Genomic DNA, 22,641 nt, shown 5'->3' with positions numbered 1-22,641 from the left:
TTTCACCCGACGGTGGCGGCGGCGGGGGCCCGGGGCAGGATCGGCGGTCGATGGGCACCACCACGTCCTCCACGTCCGCCGCGACGACGGCCACCGCAGACGAGTCCACGCTCGCCGACGTCCTCGTCCCCTGGTTCCGCGCGCACGCCCGCGACCTTCCCTGGCGAGCACCGGACACGAGCGCCTGGGGCGTCCTCGTCTCCGAGATCATGCTGCAACAGACACCGGTCGCGCGGGTCGAGGAGCCGTGGCGGGCATGGTTGGAGCGCTGGCCACGGCCGTCGGCGATGGCCGCCGCGCCGGCCGCCGAGGTGCTGCGGGCGTGGGGCAGGCTCGGCTACCCGCGGCGGGCGCTGCGCCTGCACACGGCCGCGCAGGCCATCGCCGACGACCACGGCGACGTCGTCCCCGCCGACGTCGAGACCCTCGAGTCGCTGCCGGGGATCGGCACCTACACCGCGCGGGCGGTGGCCGCGTTCGCGCACGGACAGCGCGTGCCCGTGGTCGACACCAACGTGCGGCGGGTGGTCGCCCGGGCGGTGCACGGGGACGCCGAGGCCGGGGCCGCGGCGGCCCGCGATCTCGCCGACGTCGAGGCGCTGCTGCCGCGGGAGCAGGTCGACGCGGCGACGATGTCGGCGGCGCTCATGGAGCTCGGCGCGACCGTGTGCGTCGCGCGCAGTCCGCGGTGCGCCGACTGCCCGATCGTCGACCGCTGCGCGTGGCAGCGCCGCGGGCGGCCGGCCTGGGACGGGCCGGTCCGCAAGGCCCAGACCTGGGCGGGCACCGACCGCCAGGTGCGCGGACGCCTGCTCGACGTCCTGCGCAGGGCGCCGGGACCCGTCGCCGCGGAGGCGCTCGAGGCCGCCTGGCTCACGAATCCCGGCCAGCGCGCCAAGTGCCTGGACTCGCTGCTCGTCGACGGGCTGGTCGAGCAGCTCGCGGACGGGCGCTTCGCGCTGCCCGGCGAGGCGGACGACGTAGGCTGACTCCATGGCCGTCGTGAAGATCAACGCCATCCACATCCCCGAGGGCAGCGGTCCCGAGCTCGAGAAGCGGTTCGCCGCGCGCGGCGAGTCGATCAAGGACACGCCCGGGTTCCTCGGCTACGAGCTGCTGCGCCCCACCGCGGGCGAGAACCGCTACTTCGTCTACACGAAGTGGGAGTCCGAGGAGGCCTTCGCCGCCTGGCGCGACGGGGGTGCCGCGGCCGCCGCGCACGCCGGCGAGCGCAAGCAGCCCGTCTCCTCCGGGGCCGACCTGCTGGAGTTCGAGGTCGTGCTCCGCGTCGACGGCGCCGGCTCCTGAGCCACCCCGACACCACCGACCCCGACCCCGACGCCGTCGCCGAGGCCGCCGAGCGCCTCGGCGGGGCGACGGCGCTGCTGATCTGCGCCGGCGCTGGGATGGGCGTCGACTCGGGGCTGCCCGACTTCCGCGGCCCCGAGGGCTTCTGGCGCGCCTACCCGCCCTACCGGCGCCTCGGGCTGCGCTTCGAGGAGATCGCCGACCCCGAGCACTTCGACGACGACCCCGAGCTCGCCTGGGGCTTCTACGGCCACCGCCTCGCGCTCTACCGCCGGACCGCGCCGCACCCCGGGTACGCGGTGCTGCGCCGGTGGGCCGACCGGTGGCCGGCGCGGGTGTTCACGTCCAACGTCGACGGGGCGTTCCAGGTGGCGGGCTTCGCGGACGACGACGTCACCGAGTGCCACGGCGCGATCGGCATGGTCCAGTGCACCGGCCCGTGCCACGAGGGCACCTGGCCCGCCGACGACGTCGACGTCGTGATCGACGAGGACACGATGCGCGCCCGGCCGCCGCTGCCGTCGTGCCCGCGCTGCGGTCGCGTGGCGCGGCCCAACATCCTCATGTTCGGCGACGCCACCTGGGTGCCCGGTCATCACCACGCCAAGGAGTCCGCCCACCGGGCCTGGCTGCGCGGGATCGACGCGCAACGGCTCGTCGTGGTCGAGCTCGGCGCGGGCACCGCCGTGCCGACGGTCCGCCGGCACGCCGAGCTCGCCTCCGCCGCGTCCGGGGCGCTGATCCGGATCAACGTCCGCGAGCCGGAGATCCGCCACGGGCGCGGGATCGGGCTCGCGTCGGGGGCCCGGGCGACGCTGGAGGCGATCGACACCGCCCTCGGCTGAGTGATCAACGGGGACTTCGGGCGCCTAGAAGCAGCGAACAGCGCGTTCGCTGCAGCCACCCGCTACACGCCCGTGATCCCCGCCAGCGTCAGGCCGCGGGCGGCGGCGACGCGTTCGGCTTCCTCCTCCAGGCGCGCCCGCACGTCGGGCGCCAGGGGCACGATCGGCGCGACGTCCAGCGTCAGCTTCTTCCCCGACGCCCTGGGCCGCCAGGTGCCGACGATCTCGCCGTCGGCCAGCAGCGCACCCGGGTTCCCGATGATCTTGTACAGGTCCTTGCGGAGCGCCTCGTCGGGCGCGAGCAGCGGGCGGTCGCGAGCCTGGAGCATCGGGTCGAGCGGCGGCAGGAGGCGGACGAGGTCCGGGTCGGGCGCGCCGAGGGCGGCGTCGAGGTCGTCGGCGAGCAGCCAGGCCCGGTGGCCGTCGACGGAGACCTCCGCCAGCCCCGGCAGCGCCGCCTCCCATGCCGGCGCGAAAGCCGTGGTCGACGTCCCGACGAAGTCGGCGACCTCGCGGGGGCCCGCCGGACCGAGCACGCGCAGGTAGTCGAGCACCAGGCGCGCGGCACGCACGGCATCACCCTCCCCAGGGCGCGACCAGCCCGACGGCGGCGGCGTCAGCAGCAACGTCCTCCCCGTCGGATCCAGGCCGACGCCGACCGGGAAGGCCGAGAGGCGGAAGAGCTGCTCGTTGACGTGGATCGTCCCGCAGCCGCGGCAGTCGCGAAGCAGGGCGTCGGGCAGCAGTTTCGTGACCGCGGTGCTCGCCGAGCCCTTGGTCATCGGCTCGGTGACGACCTCGGCGAGCGCGTCCGCGGCACGGTCGACGGCCTCGCGGGCGGGGATCCCGACGCGCCGCTGCTCGGGTCCACTCCAGTTGAGGCGCGCGCTCGCGTCGGCGTCGTCCAGGGGTCGCGCGGCGGCGGCGATGTCGTTGCGCTCGGCGGGCGGGTGGTGGTGCGGCGCGCCGCGGTGGGTCCAGCCGTCGACGAGCCCGAGGTCGAGCGGATCCGTCTCGCCGGCGCGCCGTGCCGCGAGCGCCAGCCGCGCCGTCGGCCCCGAGTCCTGGAGCCCCAGCGAGAACAGCGGGGCGAGGGGCCGGTCCCGGTGCAGCCCCTGCGCGGCGATGCGGTGCGCCATGACCTGCTCGCGGGTCAGCGTCTCGACCATGCCGACAGCTTCCCGCACGGAGGCTGACATCCCCGGTCAGGTTCGGGAGACGATGCCTGCGGAGCTCGACTCGAAACGGGGAAGATGGAACGTGTGAGCTCGGTGCGCGCGGTGCCCGTCACCACGGACATGGACGGCAGCAAGGACGGAGCGCTGCAGGCGGACGACGCCTGGCACACCGCGCGGCGGGTCGGGCTGGTCACGCTGCTCCGCGACGCTCTCCAGCGCTTCCGCTACGGCGACGGGTTCAGCCACGCCCGTGGTTTCGCGCTGCAGCTCGCGCTCGCGATCGTCCCGCTCGTCATCGCCGGCAGCGGGCTGGCGACGGCCGTGGGCGCCGAGTCGGTCGCGCAGGTCGTCGCGCGCACGGTCGTCGCGGTGTCCCCCGGCGCGGGCGACCAGCTGCTCGCCGACGTCGTCGCCCGCGGCCCCGCGGAGCTCCCGGAGGAGGACGGCGACCCGGAGGACTCGCGCAGCGAGAACGTCGGCGAGCTCGCCGTCGCCTTCGGTCTGATCACCGCGTTCCTCGCCATGACCAGCGCGATCGCCCAGCTCGAGCGCGGCACCAACCGGATCTACGGCACCGAGCGCGACCGGCCCTTCCTGCGCAAGTACAGCCGCGCGGCCCTCCTCACCCTGACCGCCGGCTCGTCACTCGGGCTCGGCCTGGTCCTGATCATCGCCGGCGGCCCGCTCGGCGACGCCGTCGAGGACGTCTACCGGTGGGGCGACGTCGCCGAGACGATCTTCGACGTCCTGCGCTGGCCCGTGGGTCTCGCCGCGCTCGTCCTCGCCGTGACCGTGCTCTTCCGCTTCTCCCCGCGCCGACATCAACCCGGGCTGTCGTGGCTCGCGCTCGGCGCCGGGCTCACGGTGGTCCTCTGGCTCGCGGCGTCCGGTTGCGTGGCGCTCTACGTCGCGGTCTCCGGCGACTTCAGCGACACCTACGGCCCGCTCGCCGGGATCATGGCGCTGCTGCTGTGGGCGACGGTGACCGGCGTGGCGCTGCTGCTCGGCGTGGCCGTGGCCGCCCAGCTCGAGGCCGCACGGGCCGGACAGGGCGATCCGCTGCTCCGCGACGCGGACGAGGACGGCATCCCGGACGAGCTGCAGCCCGCTGACCAGGCGGACCAGCAGTCGGTGGAAACCGTGGGCCCGGACGGGGGACGTGGCTGACAGTTCCTGTCAGCCATGGGGTACCACTGACGTGTGCGCGCCAGCCGCCTGCTCTCCGTCCTCCTGCTGCTGCAGAACCGCGGCCGCCTGACCGCGCGCGAGCTGGCCGACGAGCTCGAGGTCTCGATCCGCACGATCTACCGCGACATGGACGCGCTCTCGGCGTCCGGCGTCCCGGTCTACGCCGACCGCGGCCCGGAGGGCGGCTACTCGCTGCTGGAGGGCTACCGCACGCACCTGACGGGCATGACCGCCGACGAGGCCGACGCCCTGGCGCTGTCCGGCATGCCCGACGCGGCCGCCGAGCTCGGCCTCGGTCGGGTGTTGGCCGCGGCCCAGCTCAAGGTCCAGGCGGCCCTGCCGGACGAGCTCTCGGACCGGGCGGGGCGGATCGCCGAGCGCTTCCACCTCGACGCCCCCGGCTGGTTCCGCGAGGCCGACCACGTCCCGACGCTCACGGGCGTCGCCGACGCCGTGTGGAACCAGCGCCTGCTGCGCGTGCGCTACCGCCGCTGGGCGACGGGCGGGCGCGAGCCGGAGGTGGAGCGCGAGCTCGCCCCGCTCGGGCTCGTGCTCAAGGCGGGGACCTGGTATCTGGTCGCCCTGCCGGCCGGGGAGAGCGACGCCGGCCCCCGCACCTACCGCATCGCGCGCATCCTCGACCTCGAGACGCTCGACGTGCGCTTCGACCGTCCCGAGGGCTTCGACCTCTGGAAGTACTGGCACCAGCGCACCCAGGAGCTCACCGACGCGCTGTACCAGGCCGAGGCCGAGGTCCGGTTCTCGCCACGTGCGCTCGAGCTCGCCCCGGTGATCCTGCGACCGCACACCGCCCGCGCGCTCGCCGAGGGCAGCTGGCCCGCCGACGAGGACGGTTGGGTGCGGGCCGTCATCCCGATCGAGTCGCTCGCGCACGCCCGTTCGGAGCTGCTCGCGCTCGGTGCCGAGGTCGAGGTCCTCGGTCCGCCCGCGCTGCGCGAGCAGATGGCCGAGACCGCGCGCACGATGGCGGCGCTCTACCCGGCCTGAGCGCGCGCGGTCGCAGCCCCCAGGCGCTCCGAGGCCTTGGCGACGACGTGGCGCAGGCCCCTCTCGGCGCGGGTCAGCGGCAGCCGCTCGAAGCGCAGCGCCTCGTAGGGCACGGACGCCGCGCCGAAGTAGGCCTTGTACCGCTCGGGGGCGGAGCCGGGATCGGACTCGCCCATGTGGAACCAGTGCACACCCTCGGCCGCGGCGTCGGCGAACGAGCGGGTGTGCAGGACGTAGGTCGCGAGCGTCTCGCGGGACAGCGCGTCGTCCATCGCCGAGAGCCAGCCCAGCGCGTGCTGCCCGTGCTGGAGGACGACGTTGACCGCGACCGGCCGGCCCTCGTGGAACGCCGACCACACCACGCACCGCTCCCCCATCGCGGCCGCGACCGCGGCGACCTGACCGGGACGGTCCTGCGCGGCGGCGACCCGGTGCGCGAGCCACAGCGGCTGCCCGCGCTGGGCGGCCCAGCGGTCGACCTGCTGGCCGTAGAGCTCGGCGAACGCGCGGACACCGACGCCGTCGGGGTCGTCGCCACGCTCGCGGCGGACGTCGAGCGAGAAGCGCTCGGCCTTGCGCACGGAGTTGCGGACCTGGCGCTTGAACACCTTCTCCCAGAGGTGGTCGTAGCCCGGGGAGAGGTCGACGACCTGCGCGGTGTACGGCACGCGGATCGCGCTCCCCGGCGCGACGTCCGCCCAGGCCGAGCCCGCGAGCGACGTCGGCACCACGCCGGTCCGGACCACCGGGCGGCGGGCGAGGTCGTCCAGCACCACGCGGCAGTCGTCGGCGGTGACCCCGCCCTCGGCGATCAGCCCGCCGTAGCCCCAGCCGTACGGGAACGACTCCTCGGCCACCCGCACCCCGGCGACGGTCCGCGCGACCAGCGGCAGCAGGCCCCGGCGACCGCCCGGCAGCTCGTAGAGCCTGCTCGCGTCGGTCCGGCCGGTCCGGGCGCACAGGCAGTCGAGCCATTCCGGGGTCTGGGTGGCGACGGCCTGGGGGTCGGCGGGCAGGAGGCGACGCCACTCGTCGCGGGGTGCGGGGCTGGTGATGCTCACGCGGCGACCTCCTCGGCGGTCGCACGGCGGGTCAGGCGGGCGAGCAGGTCGCGGACGCGGGCGACGTCCTGTGCGGGCACGACGCCCCAGCGGACGGCGAGCACCGCGTAGCCGACGAGACCCAGGACGATCAATGGCAGGTCGAGCCCGGTGCCGGCGATCGCGGCGGTGACGAGCAGGCCGGCGAGCACGGTGACCGCGCCGGTCCAGGCGGCGGCGACGCGGGCCCGGACGCGGCCGAGGCGGTGATGGCGCACGTACACCGAGGCCAGTGCGGCGACGCCGACCCAGGCGCCGACGGCGAAGCCGGCCGCCGCGCCCGTCGCGCCGTGGCCCGGGACCAGCACCACCATCGTCGCGACCTCGGCGAGCGCGGCCAGCGGGATGCGCGCCGCGGCGGAACCGGCGAACCCGCGGGCGAACAGCGCCTTGAGCAGCATGTCGCCCACGATCAGGCCGAGCGCGCCGATCGCGACGACGCGCGTCGGGCCGACGGCGGCGGCGTACTCGGCGGGGAACAGGCGCCCGACCAGCGTCTCGGGGGTCACGACGAGCACGAGCACGACGGGCGTCAGGGCCAGCGGGACCCAGCGGAACGCGGTGACGAACCACCCGTGCGCCTCGTCGGCGCCGCGGGAGCGGGCGATGAAGGGGAAGACGGCCTCGGACAGGGCGCTGCCGGCGAGGAACGGCGCCTTGGCCAGGATCGCGGCCACCTGGTAGATGCCGACGGCGGCGAACGTGACGCCGTGGCCGTGGCCGAGTGCGCCGAGCAGCAGGACGTCGAGGGTGCCGATCAGGCCGAAGCCGGTGGTGCCCGCGGCCATCGGGGCGGCGGCCGCGAACGAGCGCCAGCCGGCGATCGCGCCGCGCAGGCTCGGCAGGCGGTCGCGCAGCGTCCACCACGCCCAGCCGGCGGCACCGGCGGCGCCGGCCAGCAGCGCCCAGCCCACGCCCAGCGCCCCGGAGCCGAGCAGCGCGACGATGCCGACGCCGAGCACGACCTTGACGATCACCTCGACGATGCGCGCGGTGCCGACCGCGGTGAACCGCTGGGCGCCCTGCAGCCCACCGACCAGCACCTGGCCGAGCGCGAGAAGCACGATCGTGCCCGCGACCAGCAGCGTCAGCCCGGCGCCGACGCCGGGCAGGATCGCGCCGGTCGTCAGCTGCACGGCGGCGAACCCACCGGCGAGGGCGGCCCCGAGCCCGACGTTGCCGATCAGGGCGCCGCGGAAGGCGGAGTCGGTGGTCTCGTCGGCGCGCGCCACGGTCCGCGCCAGTGCCCACGGGAAGCCGGCGGCGAGCACCGAGGTCGCGAGCAGCAGCACGGTCAGCAGCACACTCACGACGCCGAACTCGGCGGTGGGGAGCAGCCACGCCAGCGCGAGCCCGAAGCCGTAGTTGAGCGGGGCCGTCAGCACGGTGCCGAGCATCAGGACGGCGGTGCCGGTGGCTGCGGACTGGTGTCCTCGAAGCGCTCGCATCCTGGTTCGCCCTCCCCGTTCGCCGGTGGGACCAGCGTCGTCCCGGAGAGATCGACCGACGAGGGAGCCGACCCCCGGGCGGCGGGGGTGGTCCCTACTCCTGCGCGGGGTTCGCGGACCCGGTCGCTGACGTCGGGGAGCCCGGCGGCGACCTGCTCGTACACCGCGAGCTGCGCCGCGGCGAGGGCGTCCCAGTCGTAGGCGCGGGCGAAGTCGCGGCCCGCGGCCCCCATGGTGGCCAGGCGGTCGGCGTCGGACGCCACGTCGACCAGGCACGCGGCGAGGGCGTCGACGTCGAACGGCGGCACGGTCCAGCCGACCTCCGGCGGGATCACCTCGCGCAGGCACGGGATGTCGAAGGCGACGACCGGGGTGCCGGTCGCGAGCGCCTCGACCGCGACCATCCCGAACGTCTCGTGCCGCGACGGGACGACCACGATCCGGGCGCCGGCGAGGAGCGCGGCCTTCTCGGGGCCGTCGCACCAGCCCAGGAACCGCACGCCCTCGACGCCGAGCTCCTCGGCGAAGCGCCGCACGCGCGGCTCCTCGGGTCCGCCGCCCGCGACGAGCAGCTCGCCGCCGAGTCGCGCGCCGACCTTCTTCCAGGCCGTCAGCAGCAGGTCGAGCCCCTTGCCCTCGAGCTCCAGGCGCCCGAGGAACACGACGTCGCGGCCCACGCCGGCCGGCGCCTCGAGCAGGGCGCGGTCGACGCCGTTGCCGACGACGTCGACGCGCGCGGCCGGGTTGAGCCCGCGCAGCTTCTCGGCGGTGCCCTCGGAGACGGCGACGAGGCGGTGGTGGCGGCGCACGCCGGCGCGCTCGACGAGGTGGAACGGCAGCTTGTACTGGCGTGCCTTGTCCCGGGCGTGCAGCCACTGGACGACGCCGACCGTCGGGCGCCCGGTCCAGCGCGGCGCCGCCATGGTGGAGAACGGCGCGAAGAAGTCCTCGACGACCACGTCGGCGCCCCCGCGGTGGCGGCGCACGGCCGCGGGAAGGCCGAGCACGTACCCGGCGAGGCGGCTCAGCCGGTTGGTCCCCGTCCACGGCCCTACCGGGACGTAGCGCACGCCGTCGACGACGGCGTCGGTCGCGCCGGGGTAGCGGGTCGTGAGCACGGTGACCCGGTGCCCGCGGGCGACCAGCCGGCGGTCGATCTCGTGGGTGCGCCGGGACCCGCCGCCGGCGCCGGGCATGTGCGGGTGCTCGAAGCCCAGGTGGAGGATCCTCATGACCCCGCCCCGGCGATGATGCGCCCGTAGGACTCCGGGTCGACCTCCGAGCCGGGCGTGAACAGGTCGTCCTCGAACGCCAGGTAGAAGGCTTCGAGGCCGCAGTCGCGGGCGTACCGGGCGGCCTGCACCATCTGGTCGGCCTCGCTGTCGGAGAACGGCGAGCCGCCCGTCGTCGGTCCGGGCGGGCCCGGGTTCTCGCCCACGACGCCGAGGCCCGCGGCGCGGGCGAGCGTGATCGTCCAGCGTTGCGCCGCGCCGCGCTCGAGGCCCGCCGCGATGAGGCCCTCGGGGGTGTCGCCGGGAGCGCAGGTGTCCTGCGGGGCGTCGGCGGCCCGGGCGCGGGTCGCGGTGTCGTCGTCGAGGCCGGTGTAGCCGACGAGGACCCGGGACCGGTGGTTGAGCTCGGCGAGGACGCCGAACTGCCGCGGGTAGTCCAGGCCCCGGCCCAGGGCGCCGTCCGGGTTGCCGCTGCCGTCCAGGCGGCTTGCGACGGCCTCCTCGCGGTCGTCGGGGAGCACCCCGCGCCCGGTCAGCGGCACGTGCAGGTCGCCGGTGAAGCCCGCACCGCGCCAGGTGTCGGCGAGCCAGGTGACGCTCCCGATCAGCGAGGCGGTGTACCAGTCGTACCAACCGGCCACCTGCTCGTCGGTGACCGGCGCGCCCTGCCAGACCGGGACGGCCGGGAGCCAGCCGGGCATCGGCGCGGGCGACACCCCGTCCGCGAGGCCCGGACCGCCCTGCGCCGCCTCGTCGAACGCCCAGAACGAGGGCCCTTCGACGGGGTTCGCCGGCGCCGGGTAGCCCAGCTCCCCGACCAGCCGCACCGCCGCCACCCCGTCGAAGCCGACGCCCGCCGCGAGCCGGCGCACGTAGTCCGCCGCCGCCTCCCGGGCCGCGGCGCTGAACACGAGGTTGGCCTCGCCCTGCGACGACGTCGTGCCGAACTGGTCGACGTATCCGGCGCCGGGCAGATCCAGCACCCAGGCCGGCGGATTGTGGATGCCCGCGCCGAGCACCACCCGCATGCCGGCGCCCACGCAGGTCGCGACGCGCTGCCGGACCCCCGCGAGGTACCCGGCGTCGACGGCGCCGGGAGCGGGCTCGGTCGCGGCCCACTGCATCTCGACCACGACGGTCGTGACACCGGCCCGGCGCAGGGCGTCCACCCGCTCCGGGTCGCACGACGAGGCGAGCACACCGAACGCGGGGCCGCCCGCGGGCGGGCGCGCCTCGGCGCGATCGCCCGACCCGCAGCCCGCCAGGACCAGGGTCAGCGCCGCCACGAGGGCCACGACGGACCATCCGTGCGCCACCGGGTCACCCGCTCTCGGAGACCGGCGGCACGTCCTGGCCGGCGGCGATCGCGGCGTCGAGTTCGCCGCGGTCGACCTCCCAGACGACGGTGTCGCCGTTGCTGGGCCCGGTGGTGACGAACACGGGCTCGGCGTTCTGCTCGAGCCACGTCAGCATCTCGGGGGCGGCGTCGCCGTAGCCCTGCTGCAGCGGGCGCTGCGAGGTCAGGACGTACTGGGCGTCGTTGTCGCGCAGGGCGGTCAGGCTCGGCCAGTCGCCCCAGTTCGGACGGGGCAGGAACGCGAGCTGGGCGACGGGTCCGGTGAGGCCGACCCGCGCGTCCGGCGGCAGCGTGTCGAGGTACGCCCGCGCCTGCGGGAAGCCGTCGTCGACGGTGACGCGGGCGGAGACGCCCAGCACCAGCGTCGCGGCGACGAACACCGCGCCGGCGATCGCGAGCGGACGGCGCAGCGGGGGCCGGCGGTCGCCCAGCTCGGCGATCGCGGTCGCGCAGACGACGACCGAGACGACCACGGTGTAGTAGCCGAACTGCTCCTCGAGCGCCCCGGCCGAGGCCGCGTAGACGCCGAACAGGCCCGTCGACACGCCGATCAGCCCCATGAGACGGCGGCCGGTCGGCCTCGCGAAGACCGTGCCGATGCCCGCGAACAGGCACAGCCCCAGCAGCACGTAGCTCGTGCCGAAGCGCGAGAGCTCCGCGATCAGCCGGTCGAGCAGGCTCACGTTGCCGGCGTGGAACCCGGTGATCTGGTCGATGCCGAACATCCGCCGGACGCCGCTGAGCTTCTGGGTGGTGAACTCGCCGAGCATGCCGTTCGCGGCGACCACCGCGATGAACACGGCGTAGGGCACCGCGGCGCCGAGCGCGATGCGCCCGACCTGCACGGCGGCGAGCGTCCTGCGCCAGAAGATCGCGAGCACGAGCGGCACCAGGATCTGGAAGACCGTCATGTCCTTGGTGGCCAGGGCGAGCCCGAAGACGACGCCGACCCCGACCTCGCGCCACTGCCGCACGCGCTCGTCCGCCGGGTTGGTCAGCACCCCGAGGAGCAGGAGCCAGGCCGCCAGCGTCCACATGGTCGCCGGGGTCTCGAGCATGACCCGGCTGTCGCTGCGCAGGACGAACGGGTCGAACACCAGCACCGCGGCGCCGCCGAGCGCGATCGGCAGCGGGGTGATCTTGCGCAGCAGGCGGAAGGCCAGCACCACGGTGATCGCGCCCAGGATCGCGGTGAGCCAGCGCAGCCCGTAGACGAGGTCCATCACGGGCAGCGAGCCCAGACCGAAGATCTTGATGAAGGCGGCGTCGAGCAGGAACGAGCCGACCGGGTGCAGGAAGAACGGGCTGTTCTCGAACGACGGGAGGTGCCCGTCGGCGACCGAGTTGCCGATCTGGGCGTAGAGCAGCTCGTCGACGAACAGGTCGTTGGCGCGCCCCAGGCCGATCGCCCGGATGACGAAGGCGACGACCCCGATGGCGATCGTCAGCGGCCACGCGCGCCCGACGGTCAGTTCGCCGAGCTTCTCGCGCGCCGCGAGCGGGACCAGCATCGTGCCCGTGGCCGGCGGGCCGCCGGCGGGGGCCGTCGTCGCGGTCCGGCCCTTCCCCTTCGTGCTCTTGCCCTTCTTGTCCTTCGTGTCCTTCGGGGTGCCCAACGCCGGGGGCGGGGTGCCGGGCGCCACGGGGGTGACGCCCTGTCCGCCGGGCGTGCGGGGGCGCTGCGGGGCGGGGCCGCGCGGTGGCTGCGGGGCGGGGCCGCGCGGTGACTGCTGGGGTGGCTGCTGGGGTGGCCGGCCGCCGGGCTGGGCTCCGGGCCGGCCTCCCGGCGGACTCGTCGGGCGGCCCGGTGCCGGGGCGTTCGGGCGCCCCGTCGGCGGGCCCGCGGGGCGCTGCGGGGGGCCGGGCCGTCCGGAGCCGGGCGGCGTGCGGTGGCCGTCGCGCACGCCCCCACCTCCCCCTCGCCGTGCCCGGTGCGGTATCGCCACTGACCGTGACAATGGCGCCTTCTGCTGGTGATACATCACTCTAAAGCCTGACTCCCGGTCACGGACAGTCCCGATTCCCTCGTCGCTCACGCGGCGGCGCCGACGCTCGCGAGGGGCCCGGCCAGCAGGTCGCGCTTCTCGGCGAGACGGAGCTCCGCACCCGTGACGCCGAACCGCGCGAGCACGGCGGCAGCGTCGGTCTCGTCGCACCCGGTGAGCAGGACCGCGACCTCGTTGCCCTCGACGTGGATCTGGTCGGTGCTGCGCAGGGCCGCGGTGAGGTCGTGTGCGTCGAAGCCGGCGGGACGGCGGAAGTGGGCGACGGTGGCCAGGTCGGAGCGGGCCGGACGGGCGTCGGCGAGCAGCGCGCCGGCCAGCAGGTCGGCGCTGCGCTCCCAGGTGAAGGAGCCGGCCCACTCGCGGCATGCCGACTCCCACACGGTCGCGCGGTCGTCGTCGGCGAGCTCGCGGAGCACCTCCGTGATCGCCGCTCCCATCACCGTGACGGCCGGGACGAGGCGGCCCGTGCGGCCGTCGACGACGGAGTCGCGGATGCCGGGGACGTCGACGGCGACGCAGGGCACGCCCTGCGCGGCAGCCTCGATGACCGTGCAGCCCCAACCCTCGGCGTCGCTGGTGGACGTCGTGACCCAGGCGCGACCGATGATCGCGTCGCGGACGTCGTCGGGCGCGAAGCCGTGCAGGGTGACGGTGCCGGTCAGGCCGAGCTCGGCGACGAGGGCCTCGAGGCGCGGGCGCTCCGGCCCATCCCCGACGATGTCGACCTGCAGGCCGGGGACGGCGCGGGCGACCTCGGCGATCTGGCCGAGCAGCACGTCGACCCGCTTGTGGGGCACCAGCCGGCTGACCACCGCGACGGTCGGCGCCGGCGCCCGCCGGGTGCGCGGGGCGGGCAGCGGCGCGCTGCCGTTGGGGACGATCGCGACCGGGCCGCGGAAGCCGAGCCGGCGGCGCAGCTCCCGGCGCGTCGACGGGGACACCGCGGCGACGGTGCGCCCGCCGTAGACGCGACGGGCGGCGCGGCCCTCGAGGAACCGGCCGAGCGCGGCGAGCGGGGCCGGGAAGCGGGTGGCGAACTGGTCCTGGTGGACGTGGTGCAGCACCTGCAGGACGGGCAGGTCGCCGGCGACCAGCGGGGAGAAGAACGGGATGCCGTTCTGGCAGTCGACGATCGCGTCGAAGCGGCCGCGGGTGCGGGCCAGGCGGGCGAGCACCCGCGGATAGAGGGTGAGCTCGCCGCCGCCGCGGACGATCTCGATGCCGTCGACGATCTCGCGGCGCGACAGGCCCTCCGGGCGGGCGGCGTACCAGGTGACCCGGACGCCGGCGGCGACCCAGCGGCGCGCGATCTCGTGCATATACGCCTCGGCGCCGCCGGCCTGCGGGTGGCGGACGTCGCGCCAGTTGAGCACCAGCACGTGGCGGCCGGCGAGGCGGGCGATCTGGCGGTCGGACGGCGCCGGGGCCTCGCGACGGGCGCGACGCTCGGCGGCGAGGTCGATGATCTGCGTGGCGCTCATGGTGTGCTCCTCGGGCCGCTCTCCTGCTGCTGGAGACGACCTTGCTCCGCTCGCGCCGGTGATCGAATGGTGCGGACCCGCCTGCGCGCGGGGTGGTCCCGCCGGCCGGAGGTGGGGTTCTCCCCACCCCCGCGGTCGGGTGCCTCAGGCGGCGTGCAGTTGCAGGACGGCGAGGAAGCTGGGGATGCCGTCGCGGACGGGGTGGAAGGTGGAGCGGGCGTCGTCGGTCCAGGTCACGGGGACCTCGACGATGTCGCCGCCGACCTGGCGCACCCGGCGCAGGAGCTCGACGTCGAAGGCGAAGTTGGTGACCCGGCACTCCTCGAGCGCGCGGACGACCAGCTCGCGGGAGAAGAACTTGAACCCGCACTGGGAGTCGTGCACCCCGGGGACCAGCGAGCGGCTCAGCGCCCGGAACGCGGCACCGCCGACGCGGCGGCCCAGCGGCTGCGGCTCGGCGAACGCGGCGCCGGGGGCGTGGCGGGACGCGATGACGGCGCCGGCGCCCAGCTGCAGGTGGTACATCGCGGCGGTCAGCGTCTCGACCGGCGTGCTCAGGTCGGCGTCCATGAACCCGACGAACGTCGACGTGCTCGTCGCCAGGCCGCGGGCGACGGCGGCGCCCTTTCCCTTGGTCGAGCAGCCGATGACCTCGATCTCGACGGTCCCGGCCCAGCGGGCGGCCACCCGGCGGGCGAGCTCGGCCGTGTCGTCCACGCTGCCGTTGTCGACGACCACGATCCGCACGTCCCACGGCTGGTGCGCGAGGAACGCGGCGGTCGCCTCGAGGGTGCGCGGCAGCCGCTCGGCCTCGTTGTACGCGGGGATGACGATCTCGAGGTCGGCGGCCCGGCGGGTGGCGGTCACGGCGTTCACGGCGGGCTCCCGGGGGTGTGCCGACCGGGTGGTCGGCGGTCCGTTCTGGCAGGAACCAGAGTCGTGAGTGATCGCCCGCGAGCCATGGGTGCGGACCCGCCGACCAGCGGTGGGGACCCGCCTCCCGAGGTGGGGTGATCCCCCGCTGCCCGGGTGGGGTTCCGGCGCGCGAGGTGGGCCTTCCGGCCCTGGGCCTCAGCGCTGCAGGCGGTTGCGGAGCGCCAGGAGGCGCTCGCGGGTGGGCCCGGAGAGGCGGGCGACGGCGGCCCTCCGGAGGTCCGCGACGGCCTCGGTGGCCTTCTGCTGGACGGTGCCGAGGCCTGGCGCGGGGTAGACCCGCAGCCGGACCTGGTCGCGCACCCCGCTGGCGAGGTCGGCCTTGTAGGACTCGTTCTCGCCGAGCAGGTCGAGCTCGCGGACCTCGGGCTGGGCGAAGGCGTGGTCGATCAGCTGCTTCGTGATCATCATGCCGGGCCCGAGCTTGGCGTGGTCGTCGTCCATGCCGAGCTTGAGGAAGTGCAGCGTCGGGCCCTGCTGCAGGCAGTAGCCGAACGCGATCGCGCGCCCGTCGAGGCGCAGGAAGGCCAGGCGCAGGACGCCGGCGTCCGCGGCCCAGCGCGCGGCCTGCGTGTAGAAGCTGACGCGGGCGGGGCTGGACACGATCGCCGAGCCGGCGGCGAGCTTCCACTCCCGGGCCTCGAGGCGCAGGCCGTCACGGAGCAGCTCGTCGAGGTCGTCCTCGCGACCGTCGTGGACGTCGAAGGAGACCTCGCCGGCCTCGTCGAGCCGATTGGCCAGGCGCTTGAGCCCGTGGCGGCGGTTCCTCGACAGGCGCTTCGGGAAGTCGGCGGGGTCGCCCGAGGTGTCGACCCAGGGCGACGAGCAGCGGACGATCTCGGTGGCCGGCGTGCTCCCGGCGGCTGCTCTGACGGCCCGGGTCAGCGGGTCGTCGGCCAGGACGGCGTCGAGATCGACGGTGCCGGCGCGGCGGGCGAGGAGACGCTGCGCGAGCTCGCCCGCGGCGTCGTCGTCGGCGATCACCGGGGCGACCAGCGCGGTCTCGGAGTTCGTCGGCGTGCGCACGGCGAGCCGGCCGGAGGTCACGGGCAGCACGCCGACCAGCGCGCCGTCGCGGTGCACGGTCATGGCCTCGAGGTCCTCGCGCTTGCCGAACGCGTCCGCCCACGCAATCAGCCAGCCGGGGCGCGCGAAGACCGGGGCGCCGGTGGCCAGGGCGAGCGCGTCCCACGCGTCGATCAGGTCGGGGTCGAGCGGCTGGATCACGGGACGCTCGCCGGGTAGTAGATCTCAGGCGTCGCCGGGATCGCGCCGTCGCCGAACAGGGCGTGCACCTGGGTGGCGTAGCCGCGGACCAGACGCTCGCGGTCGGCGGTGCCGTCGGCGAAGGCGCGACGCCCGGCCCCGTGGCGTGCGAGGAAGGCCGGCTCCGTGGGGTGCGTGAGGTCGTAGGGGAAGTCGGAGTAGTGGATCACCCGGAGCCCCAGGGCCTCGCCGATCCGGCGGGTGAGCACGTGGTCGACGTGGCGCCCGACGCCGACCGGGCAGAACACGGTGCGCGCCCCGACCTCGTCGGCGAGCGCCCGGACGCGCGGGGTCACGATGTGCACGATCTTCCGGTCGCCGGCGGACACGCGACCGAGCGCGATGTCGAACCGGTAGGTCGGGTAGCGGTGGACGAGCTCGGGGATCTTCGTCGCGCCGCGCTCGAGTCCTGCGGGAACGTCGCGGCGCCGGAACAGGGCGTCGACCTCGCCGAGGTGCTCGGTCCGCGCGCCCAGCTCGTCGAGCACCGCCCGGTCCTCGGCGCGGCGCGCGGCGAACAGCGACGCGGCATCGTCGGCGCCGCACTGGCCCAGGAACGTCCGCGCGGCCCGCGTGTGCGGCGGTTCCCCGGCCTCGCTGAAGATCGTCACGACGAGCAGCGGATGCCGGTCCCTCACGGCGGCCATGAGCCCGCCGCACGAGAGGACGGCGTCGTCCAGATGGGCGGAGAGGAACAACAGCGCCTCGCCGGGCGGGGTGTCGGCGAGGAAGGCCGGCAAACCCGTCACGGCGTCTCCTCTCCGTGCACCGGGACCCCACCCTGCTGATCGCGTCCGGCGGATCGTAGACCCGCTTCCTGTCAGCGACGTGGCGCTGCAGACGTTGAGTGTCCGTAACGCCACGCGCTCGATGACACGATCGCCTCCATCCACAGGACGCGGCCCCCCTCGTCGACACCCCCGGAGTTGTCCACAGGTGACGCGAAACGGGGCCCACGAAGCTGCGGAGGTCGCGATCCTCGATACGTGCGACGAGGGAAGTGGGCCCAGGAGCTGGAGCGGCTTCGTGCTGCGAGCTGGGAGGGGGTCATCTCGATCGACGAACTCGTCGCCCAGGGAGTCCCGGAGCGCACGGCGTACCGGCGCACCCAGGAGGACGGCCCGTGGCAGCTCATGGCGCCGGCGACGTTCCTCCTGTCCAGCGGAGAACCGACCTACCGGCAGTGGGAGATCGCGGCGCTCGTCTATGCGGGCGAAGGCGCCAGGCTGACTGGGCTCGGCGGAGCCCGGCACTACGGCATCCGGAGCGGCGACGATCCGACGACCGTCCATGTCCTCATTCACGATCCACGCCGGGTGCTGAGCACGCCGAAGATCGTGATCGAACGGACCAAGCGCCTGCCGAGGCCGAACACCCGTGACGGGCTCGCCGTTGCTCCCGTCGTCCGCTGCCTCACCGACTGGTCGCGGCGCCAGAAGGACCTCACGACGATCTCGGCTGTCTTCGCCGAGGCCGTGCGGCGTTGGATGACGACCCCTGGGGACCTGCGTCAGGAACTCGACCATGGCTGCCGCAAGGGATCAGCGGCTCCACGCCGCGTCCTGACGGCCATCGACGACGGCATCTGGTCCGCGGCGGAGTACGAGGTTCGGGAGTTCTGGCATCAGTGCGCCGACCTCCCGGAGATCGAGTGGAACGTCAGGCTGTACGACGAGAACGGCAGGTTCCTGGCGATTGCCGACGGGTTCGTCAGGGAGCTCGGCTTCGTGCTGCAGGTCGACTCCGTCGAGCACCACTTCGCCACGCCCGACCAGGTGCAGGAGACCCTCACCTACCAGCGTCGCCTCCGAGCGGCCAACCTGCATGTCCTGAGCGTGCGACCGGCCCAGCGCCGTCATGACCCCGACGGCCTGCACACCGACATCCTCGACGCGCTGGCGACCGCCGCGCTCATGCCCACGCCGCGTGTGCGGTTCGAGCCGGCGTCGGCCTGAGAACCTTCAAGATCGAAGCGAGCGCGTGGCGTTACGGACACTCAACGTCTGCGACGCCACGCCGCTGACATCTCGCGCACCCCGGACGCGCCGAAGCCCCGGGCCCTCGCGGACGAGGGACCGGGGCTCCGGGTGCGTGTCCCGCGTGCGGGGCCTACTCCGCCGCCGCGACCTCCGGGGTGTCCGGGACCGGGGTCGGCTTGGCCTCACCGCGGAAGGTGAAGGTCGCCGACTCCGGGGCCTGCTTGGTGACCCCGTTGTCGTCGGTCTCGGGCGTCCAGCCCTCGACGTCGACGAGCACGATCTGGCCGGACTCGACCTCGCCGAAGAGGATCTTCTCGGAGAGCTGGTCCTCGATCTCGCGCTGGATCGTGCGGCGCAGCGGACGGGCGCCGAGCACCGGGTCGAAGCCGCGCTGCGCGAGCAGCTTCTTCGCGGCGTCGGTGAGCTCGATCGACATGTCCTTGTTCTGCAGCTGCTTCTCGGTGCGACCGATCATCAGGTCGACCATCTGCACGATCTCGTCCTCGCGCAGCTGGTGGAACACGATGATGTCGTCGATGCGGTTGAGGAACTCGGGCCGGAAGTGCTTCTTGAGCTCGTCGGTCACCTTGTTCTTCATGCGCTCGTAGTTCGAGCCCGAGTCCTGCCCGGACTGGAACCCGAGGCCGACCGCCTTCGAGATGTCCTGCGTGCCGAGGTTCGACGTGAACACGATGACCGTGTTCTTGAAGTCGACGATGCGGCCCTGACCGTCGGTCAGGCGGCCGTCCTCGAGCACCTGCAGCAGCGTGTTGTAGACCTCGGAGTGGGCCTTCTCGATCTCGTCGAAGAGGACCACGGAGAACGGCTTGCGACGCACCTTCTCGGTGAGCTGGCCGCCCTCCTCGTAGCCGACGTACCCGGGGGGCGCGCCGAACAGCCGCGAGGCGGTGTAGCGGTCGTGGAACTCGCCCATGTCGATCTGGACGAGCGCGTCGTCGTCGCCGAACAGGAACTCCGCGAGCGCCTTGGTGAGCTCGGTCTTCCCAACACCCGAGGGGCCGGCGAAGATGAACGAGCCCGAGGGACGCTTCGGGTCCTTGAGGCCGGCGCGGGTGCGCCGCATCGACTGCGACACGGCCTTGACCGCGTCCTCCTGGCCGATGATGCGCTTGTGGAGCTCGTCCTCCATGCGCAGGAGACGCGTGGTCTCCTCCTCGGTCAGCTTGAACACGGGGATGCCGGTCCAGTTGGCCAGCACCTCGGCGATCTGCTCGTCGTCGACCTCCGCGACGACGTCGAGGTCACCGGACTTCCACTGCTTCTCGCGCTCGGTCTTCTGCCCGATGAGGGTCTTCTCCTCGTCGCGCAGACGCGCCGCCTTCTCGAAGTCCTGCGCGTCGATCGCGGACTCCTTCTCGCGACGGACGTCGGCGATCTTCTCGTCGAACTCGCGCAGGTCCGGCGGCGCGGTCATGCGGCGGATGCGCATGCGGGCGCCGGCCTCGTCGATGAGGTCGATGGCCTTGTCCGGCAGGAAGCGGTCGTTGATGTAGCGGTCGGCCAGGGTGGCCGCCGCGACCAGCGCCGGGTCGGTGATCGAGACGCGGTGGTGCGCCTCGTAGCGGTCGCGCAGGCCCTTGAGGATCTCGATGGAGTGGGCCACCGAGGGCTCCCCCACCTGGATCGGCTGGAAGCGGCGCTCCAGGGCGGCGTCCTTCTCGACGTGCTTGCGATACTCGTCGAGCGTGGTCGCACCGATGGTCTGCAGCTCACCGCGGGCCAGCATCGGCTTGAGGATCGACGCGGCGTCGATCGCGCCCTCGGCGGCACCCGCGCCGACGAGCGTGTGGAGCTCGTCGATGAACAGGATGATGTCGCCGCGGGTGCGGATCTCCTTGAGGACCTTCTTGAGGCGCTCCTCGAAGTCACCGCGGTAGCGCGAGCCCGCCACCAGCGACCCGAGGTCGAGGGTGTAGAGCTGCTTGTCCTTCAGCGTCTCGGGCACCTCGCCCTTGACGATGGCCTGGCCGAGGCCCTCGACGACAGCGGTCTTGCCGACGCCGGGCTCGCCGATGAGGACCGGGTTGTTCTTGGTCCTGCGGGACAGGACCTGCATGACCCGCTCGATCTCCTTCTCCCGGCCGATGACCGGGTCCAGCTTGCCCTCGCGGGCCGACTGGGTGAGGTTGCGACCGAACTGGTCGAGCACGAGCGACGACGACGGCGTGCCCTCGCCGCGCTGGCTGCCGGACTCCGCGGGCTCCTTGCCCTGGTAGCCCGAGAGCAGCTGCAGCACCTGCTGGCGCACGCGGTTGAGGTCCGCGCCGAGCTTGACGAGCACCTGCGCGGCGACGCCCTCGCCCTCGCGGATGAGCCCGAGCAGGATGTGCTCGGTGCCGATGTAGTTGTGCCCGAGCTGCAGCGCCTCGCGCAGGGACAGCTCCAGCACCTTCTTGGCGCGGGGGGTGAAGGGGATGTGGCCCGAGGGCGCCTGCTGGCCCTGGCCGATGATCTCCTCGACCTGCTGGCGTACGCCCTCCAGGGCGATCCCCAGCGACTCGAGGGCCTTGGCGGCGACGCCTTCGCCCTCGTGGATCAGCCCGAGCAGGATGTGCTCGGTGCCGATGTAGTTGTGGTTGAGCATCCGGGCCTCTTCTTGGGCCAGGACGACCACCCGCCTCGCGCGGTCGGTGAACCTCTCGAACATTCGTCACTCCTGACTGCTGCGCCGGCGGCCTCCACCGAGTGTCCCCGAGGGAACGGCCCGGTGGCCCCTTGGCTGGTGCCCGATGACGGATCGGGACCCCCACGATGCCCCAACACTGACAGAGCACCGTACGGACATCCTAGTCGTCGCGCGTGACGCCACGGGACGGCGACGGTTGCACGACCGTGACGGCCGCCACGTCCGACGACACCCGGGACGTGCGGCCGACCCCTCTCCGTTCTGTCCAACCGTCCCGAACGCCCGTGTCATCCCCCCGTGCCGTTCGCCGCGGGCGAACCACCCGAGCGGGCGCACGGGTGGCCGACGGCAGGTCACGACGCCTCCGTGAGAGGCATCACTCCACGGCTCCGCGGTGTCCGCTGTCGTGGATCCGACCGCACCGCCGACGCCGGACAGGTGACGAGGCGGCCTCGACGGAGGGGGGTCGTGACGGCGACCGGTGACGACCGGCCCGCTCAGTGGGCCTTGTGGTACGCCTCGCTGACCTCGCTGGGGATGCGCCCGCGCTCGGACACCGTCATCCCCTGCTTGCGCGCCCACTCGCGAATGGCCTGGTTCTGCTCCCGGTCGACCGCCGCACGCCCGCCGCCGCGGCGCGACGCGGGGGCCCCGGAAGCCGCGGAAGCCGCCGTGGACGACTTCCGCCGGCCTCCGCTGCGCCGGGCGTGGGCGACGTAGTCGGCGAGCTTGTCCCGCAGCGCCGACGCGTTGGCGTCGGAGAGATCGATCTCGTAGGTGGCGCCGTCGAGCCCGAACTCGACGGTCTCGTCCGCCTCGGACTGATCCAGGTCATCGACGAGGGACACCACGACTTTCTGCGCCATCACGCGACCTCCGCAGCCGATCCGAGAATGGATACGGCCGGACCCTATTTCCGGGATCGGCGCGTTGTCGAGTGATCCACGCCGCGATTCCCTCGCAGGATCGTGGGAGCGGCGCGAATTGCGTGTCAGTCGGGGATCGCGGCGGTGTCGGGAACGACCACTGCGAACATGTCCGAGAGCGCGGCGAGACTGGCGCTCTGCAGCGACGACGCGGGAACGGTGCCGTCGGGACCGGGCAGGGCGCGGGTCGCGGTGGCCCCGGCGACGACCGCGGGCGCGAAACCGGCGTTGAACGCACCACGAGCGGTGGAGTTCACGCACATGTGCGTCATGAAGCCCGCGAGCACGAGGTTCGACGTGGACGTGCTGCGCAGGTGGTCCTCGAGGTCGGTGCCGACGAACGAGTTCGGGAAGTTCTTCACGATGACGTGCTCGCCGTCGCGCGGCGCCACGCGATCGACGATCGCCCCGATCTCGGCGCGCACGTCGTAGGGCGTGCCCTCACCGGCGTCGTGCTGGACGTGGATGATCGGGATGCCCGCGCTGCGGGCGCGGTCGAGCAGGGCGGCGGCCTCGTCGATCGCCGGCTCGACGTTCTCGAGGGCCATCACGCCGCGCGTGTACGTGTTCTGCAGGTCGATCATCACGAGCGCGGACTCGCGCAGCGACGCGGGTGCCGCCGGCATGCCGGTGAGCTCGCGCAGGGTCGTCGAGGGTGTGTCGGACGGAGTGCTCATCGTGGAACTCCTTCGTCGTGGGTGACGTGACGGGGCCGGACGTGCGAGGGGCGCCTCGGCTG

At 74.0% G+C, this 22,641-nt stretch carries 19 protein-coding genes; 6 read left to right on the top strand and 13 right to left on the bottom strand.

Annotation, left to right across the window (positions count from 1 at the left end):
- The first annotated feature begins 50 nt into the window (after positions 1–50).
- The 3 genes from AC2A1K_RS24030 to AC2A1K_RS24020 all read left to right on the top strand — a co-directional run bounded on the left by AC2A1K_RS24030 (position 51) and on the right by AC2A1K_RS24020 (position 2,153).
- Positions 51–989 carry an HhH-GPD family protein gene (locus AC2A1K_RS24030; protein WP_483898861.1) on the top strand — a complete coding sequence of 313 codons (939 nt, stop codon included), beginning with the start codon at positions 51–53 and terminating at the stop codon, positions 987–989.
- A 4-nt stretch (positions 990–993) separates the two neighbouring features.
- Positions 994–1,308 carry an antibiotic biosynthesis monooxygenase family protein gene (locus AC2A1K_RS24025; protein WP_483898860.1) on the top strand — a complete coding sequence of 105 codons (315 nt, stop codon included), beginning with the start codon at positions 994–996 and terminating at the stop codon, positions 1,306–1,308.
- Positions 1,309–1,406: 98 nt separating this feature from the next.
- Complete coding sequence (locus tag AC2A1K_RS24020) at positions 1,407–2,153, top strand: SIR2 family NAD-dependent protein deacylase (protein ID WP_483898859.1); 747 nt, start codon at positions 1,407–1,409, stop codon at positions 2,151–2,153.
- A 62-nt stretch (positions 2,154–2,215) separates the two neighbouring features.
- Here AC2A1K_RS24020 and AC2A1K_RS24015 read toward each other — a convergent pair whose 3' ends face one another.
- Positions 2,216–3,322 (bottom strand): DNA glycosylase AlkZ-like family protein, encoded by a 1,107-nt coding sequence (locus AC2A1K_RS24015; RefSeq protein ID WP_483898858.1) that lies wholly within the window; start codon positions 3,320–3,322, stop codon positions 2,216–2,218.
- Between the two features lie 93 nt (positions 3,323–3,415).
- Between AC2A1K_RS24015 and AC2A1K_RS24010 the strand changes: the two genes are divergently transcribed.
- Entirely contained in the window at positions 3,416–4,498 is a 1,083-nt protein-coding gene (locus AC2A1K_RS24010; protein WP_483898857.1) for a YihY/virulence factor BrkB family protein, read from the top strand.
- Positions 4,499–4,531: 33 nt separating this feature from the next.
- A complete protein-coding gene (locus AC2A1K_RS24005; RefSeq protein ID WP_483898856.1) occupies positions 4,532–5,527 on the top strand; it encodes a helix-turn-helix transcriptional regulator in 996 nt (331 codons plus the stop codon).
- Here AC2A1K_RS24005 and AC2A1K_RS24000 read toward each other — a convergent pair.
- The 9 genes from AC2A1K_RS24000 to AC2A1K_RS23960 form a co-directional block, all read right to left on the bottom strand.
- The gene (locus AC2A1K_RS24000; protein WP_483898855.1) at positions 5,515–6,588 is read right to left on the bottom strand and encodes a GNAT family N-acetyltransferase; all 1,074 of its coding nucleotides are present in this window, start codon (positions 6,586–6,588) and stop codon (positions 5,515–5,517) included. The genes AC2A1K_RS24005 and AC2A1K_RS24000 overlap by 13 nt on opposite strands.
- Positions 6,585–8,024: an oligosaccharide flippase family protein gene (locus tag AC2A1K_RS23995; RefSeq protein ID WP_483898854.1), complete on the bottom strand. Its 1,440-nt coding sequence runs from the start codon at positions 8,022–8,024 to the stop codon at positions 6,585–6,587. Before AC2A1K_RS23995 ends, AC2A1K_RS24000 begins: the two co-directional genes overlap by 4 nt.
- Positions 8,024–9,307, bottom strand: a complete 1,284-nt coding sequence (locus AC2A1K_RS23990) for a glycosyltransferase family 4 protein (protein ID WP_483898853.1) — start codon at positions 9,305–9,307, stop codon at positions 8,024–8,026. Before AC2A1K_RS23990 ends, AC2A1K_RS23995 begins: the two co-directional genes overlap by 1 nt.
- On the bottom strand, positions 9,304–10,602 hold the full coding sequence (locus AC2A1K_RS23985) for a beta-galactosidase (RefSeq protein WP_483898852.1): 1,299 nt from the start codon (positions 10,600–10,602) through the stop codon (positions 9,304–9,306). Before AC2A1K_RS23985 ends, AC2A1K_RS23990 begins: the two co-directional genes overlap by 4 nt.
- Positions 10,603–10,627: 25 nt before the next feature.
- The gene (locus AC2A1K_RS23980) at positions 10,628–12,568 is read right to left on the bottom strand and encodes an ArnT family glycosyltransferase (protein WP_483898851.1); all 1,941 of its coding nucleotides are present in this window, start codon (positions 12,566–12,568) and stop codon (positions 10,628–10,630) included.
- 128 nt (positions 12,569–12,696) lie between these two features.
- On the bottom strand, positions 12,697–14,151 hold the full coding sequence (locus tag AC2A1K_RS23975; RefSeq protein WP_483898850.1) for a glycosyltransferase family 4 protein: 1,455 nt from the start codon (positions 14,149–14,151) through the stop codon (positions 12,697–12,699).
- 144 nt (positions 14,152–14,295) lie between these two features.
- Positions 14,296–15,027: a glycosyltransferase gene (locus AC2A1K_RS23970; protein ID WP_483898849.1), complete on the bottom strand. Its 732-nt coding sequence runs from the start codon at positions 15,025–15,027 to the stop codon at positions 14,296–14,298.
- A gap of 195 nt (positions 15,028–15,222) precedes the next feature.
- Positions 15,223–16,311 (bottom strand): GNAT family N-acetyltransferase, encoded by a 1,089-nt coding sequence (locus AC2A1K_RS23965; protein WP_483898848.1) that lies wholly within the window; start codon positions 16,309–16,311, stop codon positions 15,223–15,225.
- On the bottom strand, positions 16,308–17,099 hold the full coding sequence (locus AC2A1K_RS23960) for a PIG-L deacetylase family protein (protein ID WP_483898847.1): 792 nt from the start codon (positions 17,097–17,099) through the stop codon (positions 16,308–16,310). Before AC2A1K_RS23960 ends, AC2A1K_RS23965 begins: the two co-directional genes overlap by 4 nt.
- A 237-nt stretch (positions 17,100–17,336) precedes the next feature.
- Here AC2A1K_RS23960 and AC2A1K_RS23955 point away from each other — a divergent pair, with 237 nt between their 5' ends.
- Positions 17,337–18,305: a hypothetical protein gene (locus AC2A1K_RS23955; protein WP_483898846.1), complete on the top strand. Its 969-nt coding sequence runs from the start codon at positions 17,337–17,339 to the stop codon at positions 18,303–18,305.
- A 154-nt stretch (positions 18,306–18,459) separates the two neighbouring features.
- Here the strand turns inward: AC2A1K_RS23955 and AC2A1K_RS23950 are convergent, their stop codons facing one another.
- The 3 genes from AC2A1K_RS23950 to AC2A1K_RS23940 all read right to left on the bottom strand — a co-directional run bounded on the left by AC2A1K_RS23950 (position 18,460) and on the right by AC2A1K_RS23940 (position 22,579).
- Entirely contained in the window at positions 18,460–20,997 is a 2,538-nt protein-coding gene (locus AC2A1K_RS23950) for an ATP-dependent Clp protease ATP-binding subunit (RefSeq protein WP_483898845.1), read from the bottom strand.
- 476 nt (positions 20,998–21,473) lie between these two features.
- Positions 21,474–21,842 carry a histone-like nucleoid-structuring protein Lsr2 gene (locus tag AC2A1K_RS23945; RefSeq protein ID WP_483898844.1) on the bottom strand — a complete coding sequence of 123 codons (369 nt, stop codon included), beginning with the start codon at positions 21,840–21,842 and terminating at the stop codon, positions 21,474–21,476.
- Positions 21,843–21,967: 125 nt separating this feature from the next.
- Positions 21,968–22,579 (bottom strand): cysteine hydrolase family protein, encoded by a 612-nt coding sequence (locus tag AC2A1K_RS23940; RefSeq protein ID WP_483898843.1) that lies wholly within the window; start codon positions 22,577–22,579, stop codon positions 21,968–21,970.
- Positions 22,580–22,641 lie beyond the last annotated feature (62 nt).

It is taken from the genome of Actinomycetospora sp. 2LY8.5, assembly GCF_057180585.1.
This window is presented reverse-complemented; position numbering and strand designations above follow the sequence as displayed.